Annotated in this window: 17 protein-coding genes; 15 read left to right on the top strand and 2 right to left on the bottom strand. The window is 45.2% G+C overall.

What is annotated here, in order from left to right; genetic code table 11:
• The 9 genes from IEW26_RS18165 to IEW26_RS18125 form a co-directional block, all read left to right on the top strand.
• Positions 1 to 2,172, top strand: a 2,172-nt coding sequence (locus IEW26_RS18165; protein WP_188593378.1) for a polymorphic toxin-type HINT domain-containing protein, incomplete at its 5' end; no start/stop codon positions are given.
• 30 nt (positions 2,173 to 2,202) lie between these two features.
• Complete coding sequence (locus IEW26_RS30775) at positions 2,203 to 2,568, top strand: YxiJ family protein (protein WP_505845757.1); 366 nt, start codon at positions 2,203 to 2,205, stop codon at positions 2,566 to 2,568.
• A 502-nt stretch (positions 2,569 to 3,070) separates the two neighbouring features.
• Entirely contained in the window at positions 3,071 to 3,469 is a 399-nt protein-coding gene (locus IEW26_RS18155) for a YxiG family protein (RefSeq protein ID WP_188593376.1), read from the top strand.
• 212 nt (positions 3,470 to 3,681) lie between these two features.
• Complete coding sequence (locus IEW26_RS18150; protein WP_188593375.1) at positions 3,682 to 3,924, top strand: DUF8617 domain-containing protein; 243 nt, start codon at positions 3,682 to 3,684, stop codon at positions 3,922 to 3,924.
• A 286-nt stretch (positions 3,925 to 4,210) separates the two neighbouring features.
• Complete coding sequence (locus IEW26_RS18145; protein ID WP_188593374.1) at positions 4,211 to 4,546, top strand: hypothetical protein; 336 nt, start codon at positions 4,211 to 4,213, stop codon at positions 4,544 to 4,546.
• Between the two features lie 185 nt (positions 4,547 to 4,731).
• Positions 4,732 to 5,061, top strand: coding sequence for a hypothetical protein (locus IEW26_RS18140; RefSeq protein ID WP_188593373.1), 330 nt, complete (start codon positions 4,732 to 4,734; stop codon positions 5,059 to 5,061).
• A 247-nt stretch (positions 5,062 to 5,308) separates the two neighbouring features.
• The gene (locus tag IEW26_RS18135; RefSeq protein WP_188593372.1) at positions 5,309 to 5,713 is read left to right on the top strand and encodes a hypothetical protein; all 405 of its coding nucleotides are present in this window, start codon (positions 5,309 to 5,311) and stop codon (positions 5,711 to 5,713) included.
• Positions 5,714 to 5,778: 65 nt separating this feature from the next.
• Positions 5,779 to 6,021, top strand: coding sequence for a DUF8617 domain-containing protein (locus tag IEW26_RS18130; protein ID WP_188593371.1), 243 nt, complete (start codon positions 5,779 to 5,781; stop codon positions 6,019 to 6,021).
• A 65-nt stretch (positions 6,022 to 6,086) separates the two neighbouring features.
• Positions 6,087 to 6,518 (top strand): hypothetical protein, encoded by a 432-nt coding sequence (locus IEW26_RS18125; RefSeq protein WP_188593370.1) that lies wholly within the window; start codon positions 6,087 to 6,089, stop codon positions 6,516 to 6,518.
• 145 nt (positions 6,519 to 6,663) lie between these two features.
• On the opposite strand, the gene IEW26_RS18120 is transcribed toward IEW26_RS18125, so the two are convergent.
• A complete protein-coding gene (locus IEW26_RS18120) occupies positions 6,664 to 7,539 on the bottom strand; it encodes a DUF72 domain-containing protein (protein ID WP_188593369.1) in 876 nt (291 codons plus the stop codon).
• Positions 7,540 to 7,716: 177 nt separating this feature from the next.
• Here IEW26_RS18120 and IEW26_RS18115 point away from each other — a divergent pair, with 177 nt between their 5' ends.
• The 5 genes from IEW26_RS18115 (at position 7,717) to IEW26_RS18095 (ending at position 11,769) form a co-directional block, all read left to right on the top strand.
• Positions 7,717 to 8,460, top strand: a complete 744-nt coding sequence (locus IEW26_RS18115) for a class I SAM-dependent methyltransferase (RefSeq protein ID WP_188593368.1) — start codon at positions 7,717 to 7,719, stop codon at positions 8,458 to 8,460.
• A gap of 39 nt (positions 8,461 to 8,499) precedes the next feature.
• Positions 8,500 to 9,498, top strand: a complete 999-nt coding sequence (locus tag IEW26_RS18110) for an MBL fold metallo-hydrolase (protein WP_188593367.1) — start codon at positions 8,500 to 8,502, stop codon at positions 9,496 to 9,498.
• A gap of 154 nt (positions 9,499 to 9,652) precedes the next feature.
• The gene (locus IEW26_RS18105; RefSeq protein ID WP_188593366.1) at positions 9,653 to 10,033 is read left to right on the top strand and encodes a hypothetical protein; all 381 of its coding nucleotides are present in this window, start codon (positions 9,653 to 9,655) and stop codon (positions 10,031 to 10,033) included.
• Complete coding sequence (locus IEW26_RS18100; RefSeq protein WP_188593365.1) at positions 10,030 to 11,079, top strand: FAD:protein FMN transferase; 1,050 nt, start codon at positions 10,030 to 10,032, stop codon at positions 11,077 to 11,079. The genes IEW26_RS18105 and IEW26_RS18100 overlap by 4 nt, the downstream gene beginning before the upstream one ends.
• Positions 11,080 to 11,115: 36 nt before the next feature.
• Positions 11,116 to 11,769, top strand: coding sequence for a ferric reductase-like transmembrane domain-containing protein (locus IEW26_RS18095; RefSeq protein ID WP_186323110.1), 654 nt, complete (start codon positions 11,116 to 11,118; stop codon positions 11,767 to 11,769).
• A gap of 180 nt (positions 11,770 to 11,949) precedes the next feature.
• On the opposite strand, the gene IEW26_RS18090 is transcribed toward IEW26_RS18095, so the two are convergent.
• Entirely contained in the window at positions 11,950 to 12,516 is a 567-nt protein-coding gene (locus IEW26_RS18090) for a phosphatidylglycerophosphatase A family protein (protein ID WP_111268920.1), read from the bottom strand.
• 196 nt (positions 12,517 to 12,712) lie between these two features.
• Here IEW26_RS18090 and IEW26_RS18085 point away from each other — a divergent pair, with 196 nt between their 5' ends.
• A complete protein-coding gene (locus tag IEW26_RS18085) occupies positions 12,713 to 13,768 on the top strand; it encodes a GerMN domain-containing protein (protein ID WP_188593364.1) in 1,056 nt (351 codons plus the stop codon).
• The last annotated feature ends 49 nt before the right edge of the window (positions 13,769 to 13,817 follow it).

Below are 13,817 nucleotides of genomic sequence, written 5' to 3'. Positions count from 1 at the left end.
AACCGGGCCAGTGACGGAACGATCTCGTACACCTATGATGCCGCGGGCCGGAGAACCCGCATGACGGATGCTGCGGGGATCACCCAATATGCGTACACGCCAGTTGGTGAACTGGAGAAAATGACGTACCCGGATGGAGCTGTGCTAACGCTGGGTTACGATGCCCGAGGCGCGCGTACACGTCAGACGTTCCAGCACGGAAGTTACACCCTCAACCTGAATATGACGTATAAGGGAGCTGCTGCACTGCCGGCATCGCTAAGCTTGACGAGTGGCAGTGGAACAGCGCTGGGCAGCTTTACGTACACGTATCGCGGCAATAACAGTCTGGCACAAAAAAGTACAGGATCGGGTTGGAAGGAAGTCTACACCTACGAAGGCTTAAACCTGAAGGGGCTTGCACATACGTTCAATGGAACGAACGGCCCAAGCTACAGTTATGCCTATGATAACAACCGGAATATCACGAGCAAAACAGATCAGGGAGTCGCTTCCCAATTCACCTATGACAAGCTGAACCGGATCCAAACGTCCAGCCCGTATCAGGAAACGTATGCCTACGATGTACGGGATAACCGGAGCAGTCTGGAGAGCGAGCGAGAGTGGAGCCCGCCCGCGCCAGCATCCTATACCTACGATGCGCGGAACCAGCTGACCGGTGCCACGGTTAACGACCAGCGTGTGAGCTACCGCTACAATGGAGACGGTCTGATGACCGAGCGGAGTACAGGGGGCCAGACAACCCGGTACTACTATGATGATCGCGGATTGTTGGTGGCAGAAGGCACAGTAAGCAGCACAGGAGACGTGCAGATTACAGCAGGTTACATCTACGATGCCGCTGGCAAGCTGACCGCCCGTCAGATTGCTGGAGAAAACCAGCTCCAGTCCTATGTCACCAACGGCCATGGAGATGTAACGGAAATCCGGGATGCGTCAGGCAATGTATTGAATCGATACACATACGATATCTGGGGCAATCCGGAAACGACAGAGGAGACCGTCCCGAACGCCCTGCGTTATGCCGGAGAGTATTGGGATGAAGTGACGGGCCTCCAGTACCTGAGAGCGCGTTGGTATGATCCAAGTGTCGGACGATTCATAAACGAGGATTCGTATGAAGGACAACTCACGAATCCGCTGAGTTTGAACCTGTACACGTATGTAAGGAATAACCCGTTAATCTATATAGACCCGAGCGGGCACCGAGAAGAGTGGGGTGCAGGAGGCGGGGCAGGCAAAGACTTCGGGTACTGGCAAAAACAATGGAATTTATTTAAGGATTCGCACAGCACTTGGTCGGGAATCATTGACTTCTGGACAATGGGAACGGTCAGCGCATTGAATGAATATTACCGTGTATCAATGGAGAATCCGTGGTCGGTGGAGCAATTTTTCCAAGCGGGATATCTGGTTATGGAACTGAATCCAGCAGGGAAAGTATCCGCGAAATTATCCACCAAAGGTGGAAAGTTCATCGATAAGGCTATTAGCAAAGCGTGTAATTGCTTCACGGCAGGGACTAAAGTGTTAACAGACGAAGGGGAGAAACCTATCGAGGAAATCGAGGTAGGGGATAAGGTTCTCGCCAAGTCTGATGAAACCGGAGAAGTGGCGTATAAAGAGGTCGTGGGGCTGTTCCAAAAACAGGCTGACGAAATCTACTATGTCCACATTGGGGATGAAATCATCGAGGTTACTGGTGAGCATCCGTTTTGGTTAGACGGTAAGGGATGGACGTTCGTAAAAGACCTGAAAGTTGGCGACTTGCTTGTTTCGAGTGACGGTACTAAACTGGCAATAGATAAGATTGAAAAAGAGCCACGAGAAGCAACGGTCTATAACTTTGAGGTAGATGATTTCCATTCTTACTTTGTTTCTAACCTTGGTATTTGGGTTCATAATTGTGATCTAACAAAATGGAACAAAGGTAGCTTCCACAAGGTCGAGGATTCTGCTGAATATCATTTCAAAAAACATGGAGCATCTGTAGGGGCGGAAACGTTAGAACAGTATATAAGAAAAGCTGAAGAATTCGCTAGAACTGCGAAAAAAGGTTCGACCAAAAGCACTGTTTCAGGAGCAGTAGAAGGAACAATTCGCTATAAAAAGAATGGGAAATATGTTGATATTGCTCCTGACGGTACAATTGTTTCGTTTGGCAAAACCTAATGGTTTGAGCCTTGAAAGGAGGAGTTTCTTCTGAATTATAAAGGGATATTATCAGAACTATTTGCGACACAAATGAGTAATCCCTTTCCTTATGAAGACATCGCTAAGATGAGGGAGGATTTCAAAGAGGACTTCTCTCGAACCGATGATAGTTTTAGTGCAGATTTTAATGATTATTGCTCGGTCATTGCAGGAACGATAACCTACATCATAAACAATAATGCAGGGGGGATACCAGAAAGGCAGGTAGATTTATTACGCAAGGGATTCTTTGAGCGGTTTCAACACTATAGCTTCCTTGAGGAAAAATTATTACAATACCCACATCTTTTTAATGAATACATTACTCATGAGAAAGTAAGGAAATTGATATTAGACTTTTTAAGCAATCAGTAAATTCCATTCGACCACAAGCGAGAATCTCTCGTTTGTGGTTTTTTAATTCATATAGCTGTACCCAGTGCCGAATGAATCGGGCGGCACGTCCCGAAAGAGATTGACCCTCTTCAGCCTTGTATGAAATTTACCCAATTACCTTGTGCGTAAAAGTCCCTCCAATAAGCTTGAATATTATGCCCTAAATGATGCAATAGCGGCACGTAGAATAGGAATAACCCGCTAATCTATATAGACCCGAGTGGGCACCGAGAAGAGTGGGGTGCAGGAGGCGGGGCAGGCAAAGACTTCGGGTACTGGCAAAAACAATGGAATTTATTTAAGGATTCGCAAGCGTATTTTAGGGTTTCTGTAGGAAATAAAGGTACTCTTACACTAGATGGTAAGTTGTCCAATGACATGGCTGCTACTCACATTGACCTAACTGATAACTATATGGAGCAGATTCAAAAAATGATTAATAATTATGTGAAGTCAGATGGAAAGTAGGAGGAGAATTGTTTTGGAAAGTATTCAGGATTATTTGAACAGTCTATGGTCGGGTGTCATTGAAAAGCATGTTTTCGATTTATTTAATCACTGCATTTTATTCGATATCAAGGTGGTAGATAAAGGTAAAACTATTCAACATCAATTAAAATTTACTAATGTTAAGTCGTTCTATTATTTAAATGACCAAATACCATTTGAACCGGAATACGACGATTATTTAGAACTTACATCTATATCATTTCAAAATGAAAAAAACAAGGTAATAAAAGTGAGTTCATATTTAAACGAACATCCTCATCTTGCAACAAATATCAACTTTTCTTTAGAGATTTGGGGTAGAGAGCTATTTATTGAAGCATCGAGTATTGAAATTGATGGAAAATTGTTTCATGTAGGGTTTTCAAAATAATATTTTTAATTGTCTTGAAAGAAGCTCATTCTTTAGTGGATTCCAGTGGAGAATCGAGAAAACTGTCACACAGTACACTGTTAGGATTGGAAAGCGTAAGTGGTAGCGCATCAAGAATTAAGCCATTTGACTCCAGTCAAGAATGATATTCATTAGAAGGTAGAAATTAGGAGAAACGAAGGGGCTATCAGATATCCTTGAGAGGTGTTTTAATGGCAAGATTTCAATGTAAATGTGGTGCAACACTGTCGAATTCAGAAGCACCTAACGATGTAGAATTAGTGGTGTATACAGATAAAGAATGGGACCGTATTATAAATTTAGGAGATTTAATTGATCCAATAACCATTCCTTTTCCTCGATATGATGTATGGAGATGTTTACACTGCGAGAGAATTTATGTTTTTGATAAAGATACTGTCATAAAGACATACGTGCTGGAAAACAAAGATTAGGTTACTGGAAATATCTCTGTAGTGAATAATATATACACCTAAATGACCATCTGCTTAAGCAGGTGGTCATTTAATCGAGGAAACCTATATAGATTTAATCAACAAGTGTTAGGAATGGACAGTGGCAGCTCACATTGTTGTCCTTCTCATTACACAACAATGGTAATGCAAGAAGGAAGGGAAACGGGTTGGGGAAGTCGTGAGAGAGCGACTAGGTGCTAATATTTGTTTTATTTTTTGCAAAGTTATAAATATTGTAAATTAGCAATAAATGGGGGTGTGAACTGTGTATGGGAAAATTATCAATGGTAAGAGCGTGGGATGTTACCAGCTTGGGTGGACAATTCAAAAATTAAAAGAGAAAATTTCTGGAGATTTCACGGAGGAGTCCTTGGCCCACCACTACACTATAACTACTACGAAAAACATAAAATTTTGGATAGCTAAAGAAAAAAATATAGTGACTCAAATAATGGTCTTTGGTTCATATAACGGTAAATTTGAAGATTCTATTGGAATAGGGAGTACTATTTCTGATTTAAGGCAAATTGGAATGAATTATTCTAAAGAAGATTACATCTATACGCTGCCCGATTATCCTGGCATTTGTTTTGAACTTTAGGATATAGATGATTGGGATGAGTATATCGCACCAATTGAATCGATAGGTTTAAAACTTATGTTCACTATGCTTCGATTTTATATTAAACATTAAATAGAACATGTTGTAATAGTATTTTCATACAAGATATGAAACTTAAAATGTATTGGGATTAAGGTATCTCAGGCTATAATGGAGGTGAAATTGTGAATAACATCAAAATTTATTTTCTCGAAGATACAGAATTAGCGGAGTTTGAGGCCATTAGCAAAGGATATAGAAATGATGTCATTGTTGCAGTGTCAGGTGTATTTTACCATGTATATGTATATGATATTGTAAGGCTACAACAGGATTTTGCATCAGAGTTAGAGAATTATGGGTATTACTCTATTGAGCCTAGTCTGGTTCTAGTAAAAGAAGCAAGCAAAGAAATTATTCAATTAACACTTAGGGCGCTATATGAACAAAATTATTTTGATCATCTTAAACCCATTGATAAAAGTAGTATTGGGAATCACCTCACGAAATATTAACGGCTATTAACAAGTAAGATGTCTAGAAATAATTATTGTTGAGTGCAATTCTGATAAGAGAAGCAATTTATTTTCTTTTTTTTGAGAGACTTTGATTGGCTAAATTGCTATTCAAGGTCTCTTTTCTAAGATAACAAATTTCAGGTTGCTGAGTGTTAGGATAATCCCCGATTCAAAAACGCATATCTTAATAGTAGTCGTATCTTTCTGGAAAAGGGAAGTAATACAACATTAAAGAGGTGTAGGTATGGGCAACGAATATCCTAAATATGTAACAGAAAAGGCTATTAATAGTCTTAAAACAAAAATAAATTTTCAACAATCAGAAACTTCATATTCCCAAGATTGGGAATATGAAGTTTCTGACTCTTCTAGAATAAAAGAGTTTATGTATCTCTATGAGAATATTGAACTGAATAAGGATGAACAGTTTGCTTTAATGACCGTTATTGTATCTTCATATAATGACGCATTAGAAGAAGGAAAGATAGATGAGGAAATTCAAGAGAAAATATTGTTTTTTCTGTTCAATGAATCTGATATCCATAGAAACATAATTCTTGAATGGGCAATGTTGGATGAAGAAGACTTGAGTAATTGTTATGTTATAGCCCCCATAATGAGAGAATTAGCGAAGCACTTATATGGATAAAACGTTTAAAATTCCAGCAGGGAGACAATGATGCTGTTGTTTCTAAATAAGGAAGGAGAGGACATATGGCAAGGATGACATGTAAATGTGGGGAGATATTATCAAATGTTCTTGTACCAAATGACGTACAATTAAGAGTGTACACTGATGAGGAATGGGATGCAATTATTCAATCTAACTCAATGGACTCTTTGGCAATTCCATTCCCTAAGTATGATATCTGGCGTTGTTATAAATGTGAGAGAATTTACGTTTGTGATTGGGAATACGGTAAAGTTATCAAGACCTTTATCTTAGAAGAGGATTGAAAATAACAAAAGAAGTTAATTTTCAGGGATTCTTGGAATTCTTAGATTAAAAGGAGAGATGCTTAGTGTCTGTCTCATCATCTATAGAAATAAGCTTATCAGAGTCAATATCAGGAAGCACCATTCTGAATAGGTTAGAAGAATATGGTTGGTCATATAATGATCACGGTATGGTAACCTTTTTACCTGTTGGCGATGACGAAGACTATAACTGGCAGCGTATGAATATAACTATAACGGAATTATTAGAAGTCATACATAAGAAAGAAGAGAGAGGAGAAGTTATAGGGGTTGTGATGACTTGGATGGATACGAATATAGGAGGCACATTTTTAATACGTGAGACGGGTGCTTTTCTAATGAGTCCGGATATTAATCGCAAAGTTTTAAAATTGGGGAATGGCAGTAGTTCAACAGATATAAATTGGTATATCACAAAATTAATTCCTGTGTTTGGTTCATCTTTTCAATCCATTACTTATCAAGAGCATGTGTAATCCAAATCCAACCTCCCCATTCTTCTCTGTACGCATACAGGACATAGGTGAAAGAGAGAGAGGATTAGTTAATTCATTGATTGATCAATCTCTCCCTCTCTAACTGTCATAATCAACAACTCCCAAAACAGCCTTTAAAAAATGTCTAAAATAACTCCAGCTGTTCAGGTCCTTCTTCCTTCTCTGGCTCCGTGCGGTCAGGGAAAGCTTTGATGGGCTGGCCGAGCAGTTCCATCATCATCTGTGCATTGGCAGCGGCATCTCCGGCGGAGTTGTTGTTGAAAATGACAAAAACATCTTCGCTCTGCGCCTGAAGTTGCTCCAGATAAGCTTTCCATTCCAGCAGCTCCTGCTCATTGTATCGATACAGATACCGTGTCTCGCGCCAGTTGGGTGCCCCGTTCTGATGCCAGCCCGACACATTGCGACCATGCATGCGCACCAGCGTCATGTTTGGATCGGTCGCAATCGGTATGATGGGAATTGAACCCGGCCCAGCCTGGGGTTCGTCACAGACGCTGTGAATCCAGCCCTGATCCTTCAGAAAAGCAAGCGTGCGTTCACGAAATTTTTCCTCGTACCAGCTGCGATGCCGGAATTCTATCGCACACGGAATGCCCTCCATACGCAGCTTCACTTCCCGCAGTTCATTCACATTGTCCCGGTTGCATTCAAACCATGGCGGATATTGAAATAAGGCCGCTTGCATTTTACCAGCCTCGATGACGGGCTCCAGTGATTCCCGAAATGCTTTGTACATCTCGGATGTGCTGCTGAAATACGGCTTGCCGCGCAGATGTCCGGTCATTCCCTGATAAGCCTTCACGATAAATGAGAACGACTCGGGTGTCTCCGCCGCCCAGCGGGCCATCCGGTCCCGAGGCTGTACGGCATAGAAGGAGCTGTCCACCTCTACTGTAGAGAAAAATTGACTGTACAGCTGGAGCTTGTCCTTCGCTTTGGTGCGGTTCGGGTAGAGGTCATCATGATCGCCCCACCCCGTGAGTCCGATACGAATCATAGGAACACCTCCTGTTATGTATATTTAACCGATTCGCAGGAGTATGACATGTGTAACATTATATCGTGCGTTATGGGGGCATTCAATGAGACGAGGGGCGGTCATTTTGAGTTTGGGACATAAACGGTTACAATAGCTTGAAATGATGCATCACAGACGTGGAGGTCGAAGGTTTACATGACGGAATGGTACGAAAAGAGCTTTGGAGAAGATTATCTGCTCGTATACAAACACCGGGATGTGCATGGTGCCTATGAGGAAGTACATAAAATGATTAACTGGCTCAAGCTCCGCCCGGGTGCAGAAGTACTTGACCTTTGCTGCGGCATGGGCAGGCATTCTCTTGCCCTTGCGGACGCCGGATTACAGGTGACAGGGGTTGACTTGTCGGATGTTCTGTTACAGGAGGCACGGGAACTGGATACAGAGCATCGGGTCAGATGGGTTCATGCCGACATGCGCAGCGTTCCGCTCGAAGGTGGATTTGACGCGGTGGTTAACCTGTTCACTTCGTTCGGATATTTTCCCGAGGATGTGGAGCAGCTCAAGGTGCTGCATGCCATACATCATATGTTACGGCCGGGCGGCCGCTTTATTATTGATTTTATCAATACTGCTTACGTGAAGGAACATCTGGTCCCACATTCGGTTCGTGAAGATGAAGGGCAGCGGATCGAGGAATTTCGCAGAATACAGGACGGTTTTGTGCAAAAGGAAATTCGAATCACGGACATCGCAGCCGGAGCTGAACCGCGCATCTATAAGGAAAGTGTCAAGCTCTATTCATGTGAGGAGCTCAGCGATTTGATTCATGAAGCAGGTCTCAAGGTGGATCAGGTGCATGGCGGCTACGATGAAGAGCAATACGAAGTGCAGACTTCGCCACGGATGATTTTTGTTGGACATCGACCTGCGGAGTAATTAATCTTTACACGTTAACGAAGAGGGCGGGGGATAACGATGAAACGTACACGTAATGAAGCCATATCAATGCCAGCGGGCATGCATCGTATTCAGATCACAATGTCTTTTCCGCTGCGGTGGGTGAACAGCTATATTTTAACGGAGCCGGATGGCAAGGTGAGCATTGTTGATCCGGGACCGCGTACAGCTGGGACCGAGCAGGAGTGGCATGACGCATTAGCGGAACTTGGCTTGACCTTTCAGGACATTCACCAGATTGTACTGACTCATCATCATCCAGACCATCTCGGCTTGTCCGGCTGGATGCAGCAGATGACCGGTGTGCCCGTGCTGATGTCGGCGCGCTCCCGCCAGGAAGCGGATTATATGTGGGGACCCGAAGCGAGCATAGACGAGAGGCTGCCTGATTATTATCGCATACATGGTATGCCAGAATATAAAACAGTCGAAATCAAAGAGCACATGAAAACATTCATTTCACAGATTACCCCGCTTCCCGAGGTGACACTCATTGCCGATGGGGAGACGCTGCGTATGGGAGGTCAAACGTGGATTGCTGTGGAGACGGGGGGACATGCCCCGGGACATCTGTCGTTCTATGCGCCTGAATCGAGAGAAATCTTGTGCGGGGATGCCGTACTGCCACAGATTTCGCCCAATATTAGCCTGCAGCCGGGCAGTGACCCGGAGCCATTACAGTCCTATATGCAAGGCTTGGCTCGTTTGAATGCATTGACGGTGGAGCGAGCCTATCCGGGGCACCGCAATCCGTTTACCCGTTTTACGGAACGTACAACAGAGCTGCTTGCACATCATGAAGAACGCCTGGCGAAGCTGTCGGAACGGTTGCAGGAGAGCCCCCCGGCTCATGCATACGATATTTGTTTGCATCTGTTTGGCGATCGGTTGGGAACACACCAGCTGCGTTTTGCGATGAGTGAGACGCTAGCACACTTGCAGGAGCTAATCCGGCGTGGTCTGGCAATAGAGGCACAGGAGCCGGACGGCATCATTTATTTCCAATATCATCAGTAGAACGGAGTGGGGATGTTAACGCATCCTCGCTCTTTTTTTGTAATCATGCTTTAGAAAAAAGCTTTAGCCGCTCTTAACCGTTTATTCAGATTATTTTAAGCCAGCGACTTTATCATACAACTATAAACTTCGCTATAGAAAGCAGGGATGAGCGATGGCAAGGCGTAAACAAAACAAATGGCGGAAATGGCAGGCTTCGGCGGCGGCTACGTTGACTGTAGCTGCAATCTTTCAATATGTAAGAACTTCGGATGCTTTTGATACTGCATATGCGGCAGCTAATGGTACAGATACAGGTGTGATGTCGTCTACACAGACGGACTCACGGGACGATGTCATGGATGAATGGTCTCCGGATTCGACAGATTCATACAGCTGGAATACAGATGGATATGCGGCGGATTCCAATCAGGAACAGACGGATCAATCCGGGACAATGCCGGATAATCGCGTGGATCGTGGAAGCTTGGGCTCACGAAGCAGCGACTCCGGTAGCAGCAGTGGAAATTATCGTTCACGAACAGGTGCATCATGAGCCGCACAGAGCAGGTCTATCGTGCCCTCCGTTTTCGGTTTCAGGCGATGAACACAAGCGTTGAGGTGCAGCTCTGTGCAGAACGCGAGCAAGCCGAACATGCAGCATCTCTGGTGAAAAACTGGTTTGAGACGCAGGAGCAGCGCTTCAGCCGCTTTGTAGCTGACAGTGAACTGAATCGTCTGAATCACAGCAGCGGGTGGATGCCCGTATCGGCAGCAATGGATGAGGTGCTTAGTCTGGCTTACGGATATATCGGGCAGACAGAAGGCATTTTTCAGCCAGGCATCTCTCAGGCTCTTCGATTATCGGGATATCATTCAAGCTTTGAGAAAATACAGGAGAGAGCATCTTATCAGTCTTTGACGGAACGGAATCATCTGATTCATGGAAGAGAAACGAAAGAGGTCAGCAGAGAACAAAATCCGTACGACTACAGTCGTCCTACCTGGATACAGCGTGAAGGCAGTCGGATGGTGCATCTGGACCCGGGAACAGAGCTTGACCTCGGTGGAATTGTGAAAGGCTGGGCTGTAGAACGTATTGCAGACTGGCTGCAGAAAAAGATGAAGATTGCTTCGGGTATGATTAATGCAGGCGGGGATGTTCAGGTATGGGGGACGTCCGATCATTCTAGGTGGATTCTTGAGGTAACCGATCCGTTTACACAGGAGCAAAGCATATCCGGGGAGGTTCGGCTTCGGAACGGAGCTGTAGCTACATCCGGCATAACCCGGAGACAGTGGCAGGATAACAACGGACGTGCAGCGCATCATTTAATTGATCCCCGTACAATGGAGCCTGCGGACACAGACATTTTGCAATGCACTGTTGTCGGAAAGCATACATCCCAGTGTGAGATTATTGCCAAAACGGTATGTATCCTGGGCAGCGGAGAGGCGGTAAAATGGCTCAATCGTCATTATGACCGGCACGATGTTCTCTGGATGACAAGAGAGGGTTCTGTCTATTTTAGAGGCAATACAGCAACACTAGCGGAATGTTGGCCCGGTTTTGACCCGGATCACCGTTTCAGTCTGATATAGAGGATTACAAGTCTAATGGATATGGGGGAGCCGGTTATGGCACAGTGGATCGTAGATTACCTGCCGACGTGGAGTATCATTCGGATTAGCGGCATTGCGGCATATTTGTTTCTTTTTGTAGGTGTATTTCTAGGTATTGCTCAAGGCATGCCTATGGCAAAGGGCAAACCCAAAGCCGTAATGTTCCAGTGGCATACACGGACAACCTGGCTTGCCTTCGGGCTTGGCATCATACACGCACTTACATTAGTTATTGATCATTATAGTCCGTTCACCTGGAGCGAGCTGTTGATTCCTTTTACCGCCTCCGTACATCCGGTTGGCAGTGGACTCGGCACATTAGCTTTCTACGGTCTGTTGATCGTATTGTTGTCCAGTGATCTGCGCAACAAGCTGGGACGCAAATGGTGGTTCATGTTCCATATGTTATCCTATCCGGTGTTCGCAGGTTTATTGATTCATGGTCTGGTGACGGGAAGTGATTCAGCGAATATTATCATTCGTTTGATGTATGTATTTACCGGACTCAGCATTGTGGGCATTACGGTGTTGCGCGGCTTGCTGCGGGAGCGGAAAGGACCGGAAATCACGATCGGACCGAAACAGACAACATCCGAATTGATGACAGAGCGTAAATGGGCGGAAGCCCGTGCACTGGCTGTTCCTGCGGGACAGGAGCAGTTTAAATAGGTCCATGCGTTGTCCATTGATCCGTATGTTCATTTGAAATATGTTTGAAAATGATATTGAAAAAGCGGCCGAGCTGGGCCGCTTTTTTGACTGTTTTTTTACCTTGAACACAGATAAGGCTGATATGTATGGACGCGAAATGCAATCGATCCATGTAACCCGAAGCTATCCATGTTCATGTTATATTTTATCGTCGCTGACAGGCTTCTCTCCCATGGCCTCTTCCATCTCGGACTGCTTGCGGTGGGCAATTCGGCTGCTGGCAGCTGACGCGATAGCACCTACAATATCATCGAGGAAGGTATGCACAGGTCCAAGACTTTTGTCATTTAACCGTTCCAGCACACCGGGCTTCAGCTTGTCCACATATCCGTAATTCGTGAAGCCGATGCTTCCGTATACATTCACAATCGAAAAGGCCAGAATTTCATCCACACCGTACAAACCTTCATCATTCTCAATCATCTCTTGCAACGGAGAGATCAGTTGTCCCTGCTCGGCCAGCAGATCAAGCTGAATGCCTGTCAGGACAGCGTTCTGTACCTCACGTTTCTTCAGGACCATCTCCACGTTCTCGATGCATTCTTCCATCGTCAGTCCAGGGTAATACTTTTTCTGCAGCAGCATAACCAGTTCTGCAATCTCCAGGATCGTGACGCCCCGCTTGTGCAACCATTCCCTTGTCGCTTCTGCAACCTTGCGGCTGTTGAGACTGTAAGGGATTTTTTCCTGCTCCGGATGTTCCATGGGCGAATCCTCCTCTGATGTTAGAAATACGTTTATTACCTACATACGTCATTAACCAGATTGCGTTGCTTTTATGTTTGTATCATATGCAGATCGTAAGGTCCAGCAGGGCTTGTGCAAAAAGTAGTTATTTTTTGACCAAAGGCTCGTATACATGGTAGTACAAACTGTAAAAATGATGAGGGGGAACGTGATCATGAGAAAGATCCCGTCTTTGCGTAAGGCATCCGCAGCAGCATTGTTAAGTATTCCTGTTGTATTAAGTGGCTGCGGGATGTTTGGTGCCCAGTCTTCGGAAGCGATTGATCCGCCGCCGCGCATTCAGGAGGCCGCCATGATTCAGGCTGCGGAAGGGAATGGCAAGCTCGCCACGCTTCCGCTGACGACGGTTTATTTGCAGGATCAGCAGGGACTTCTTGCGCCCGTTTCCTTAACACTTCCGTCTGGAACGGATGTAAGCAGTCCGAAGACTGCACTGGATACGCTGGTTACGGGCGGAGCCTACGCTGGAATGCTTCCTGAAGGCTTCAAGGGAGTGCTGCCACAAGGTACAGTTGTACAGAATGTAACACTACATGCGGACGACAAGCTCGCTGTTGTGGAGTTCTCGGGTAACTTTGCCAAATATGACGCCAAAGATGAACGTAAAATGCTGGAAGCTATCACATGGACGCTGACCGGCACCCCGGATGTCAACAACGTGCAGATCTGGGTCGATGGCAAAAAGCTGAGCCAGATGCCCGTGAACAGCACACCGCTGCCAGAGCCGCTGAACCGTGCAGTCGGCATCAACCTCGATCTGGGGGATACCTTTACAACGAACAGCAGTCCGGTGACGGTTTATTTTTCAGCCGCTTCCCCTGCGGGTGTGCAATATTATGTTCCTGTTACACGTCTCGTAGCGCCAGGTGGGGACCGTGTGCAGGCTGCTCTGAACGAGCTGATCAAAGGACCAGCCAAGGGCGGAGAGCTGGAGGAAGTGATGACAGGCGGCACCGAGCTGCAATCCGTAAAAACGTCTGAGGATGGTACGGTGACGGTTGCGCTCAAGGATGATATGTTTACCGAAGGGGATATCGTGCCAAGTGAACTGCTGCAGTCCGTTGTCCTGACAACGACAGAGAATACCGCAAGCAAAGACGCCAAGGTACAGATTGAGTGGAACGGACAGAAAACAGTCAAGGGCGATGATAACCGGGACTACAGTGCGCCTGTGTCCAAGCCGGAATATATTAACGAAATCCCGATTTAACGGATATGAGCGGCACAAGGGTGCTTTTAAACGAACTCTTTGGTAAAAT

Source organism: Paenibacillus silvae (genome assembly GCF_014639235.1).
GTDB lineage: Bacteria > Bacillota > Bacilli > Paenibacillales > Paenibacillaceae > Paenibacillus > Paenibacillus silvae.
The sequence above is the reverse complement of the archived record's forward strand: the minus strand, read 5'-3'. Positions and strand labels throughout refer to the sequence as shown.

What these genes read in the sequence shown, in the direction of transcription:
- IEW26_RS18090 (WP_111268920.1), bottom strand. Translation starts at nt 12,516, where the DNA reads ATGGAACATCCGGAGCAGGAAAAAATCCCTTACAGTCTCAACAGCCGC.
- IEW26_RS18105 (WP_188593366.1), top strand. Translation starts at nt 9,653, where the DNA reads ATGGCAAGGCGTAAACAAAACAAATGGCGGAAATGGCAGGCTTCGGCG.
- IEW26_RS18130 (WP_188593371.1), top strand. Translation starts at nt 5,779, where the DNA reads ATGGCAAGGATGACATGTAAATGTGGGGAGATATTATCAAATGTTCTT.
- IEW26_RS18110 (WP_188593367.1), top strand. Translation starts at nt 8,500, where the DNA reads ATGAAACGTACACGTAATGAAGCCATATCAATGCCAGCGGGCATGCAT.
- IEW26_RS18150 (WP_188593375.1), top strand. Translation starts at nt 3,682, where the DNA reads ATGGCAAGATTTCAATGTAAATGTGGTGCAACACTGTCGAATTCAGAA.
- IEW26_RS18120 (WP_188593369.1), bottom strand. Translation starts at nt 7,539, where the DNA reads ATGATTCGTATCGGACTCACGGGGTGGGGCGATCATGATGACCTCTAC.
- IEW26_RS18135 (WP_188593372.1), top strand. Translation starts at nt 5,309, where the DNA reads ATGGGCAACGAATATCCTAAATATGTAACAGAAAAGGCTATTAATAGT.
- IEW26_RS18095 (WP_186323110.1), top strand. Translation starts at nt 11,116, where the DNA reads ATGGCACAGTGGATCGTAGATTACCTGCCGACGTGGAGTATCATTCGG.
- IEW26_RS18115 (WP_188593368.1), top strand. Translation starts at nt 7,717, where the DNA reads ATGACGGAATGGTACGAAAAGAGCTTTGGAGAAGATTATCTGCTCGTA.
- IEW26_RS18085 (WP_188593364.1), top strand. Translation starts at nt 12,713, where the DNA reads ATGAGAAAGATCCCGTCTTTGCGTAAGGCATCCGCAGCAGCATTGTTA.
- IEW26_RS18100 (WP_188593365.1), top strand. Translation starts at nt 10,030, where the DNA reads ATGAGCCGCACAGAGCAGGTCTATCGTGCCCTCCGTTTTCGGTTTCAG.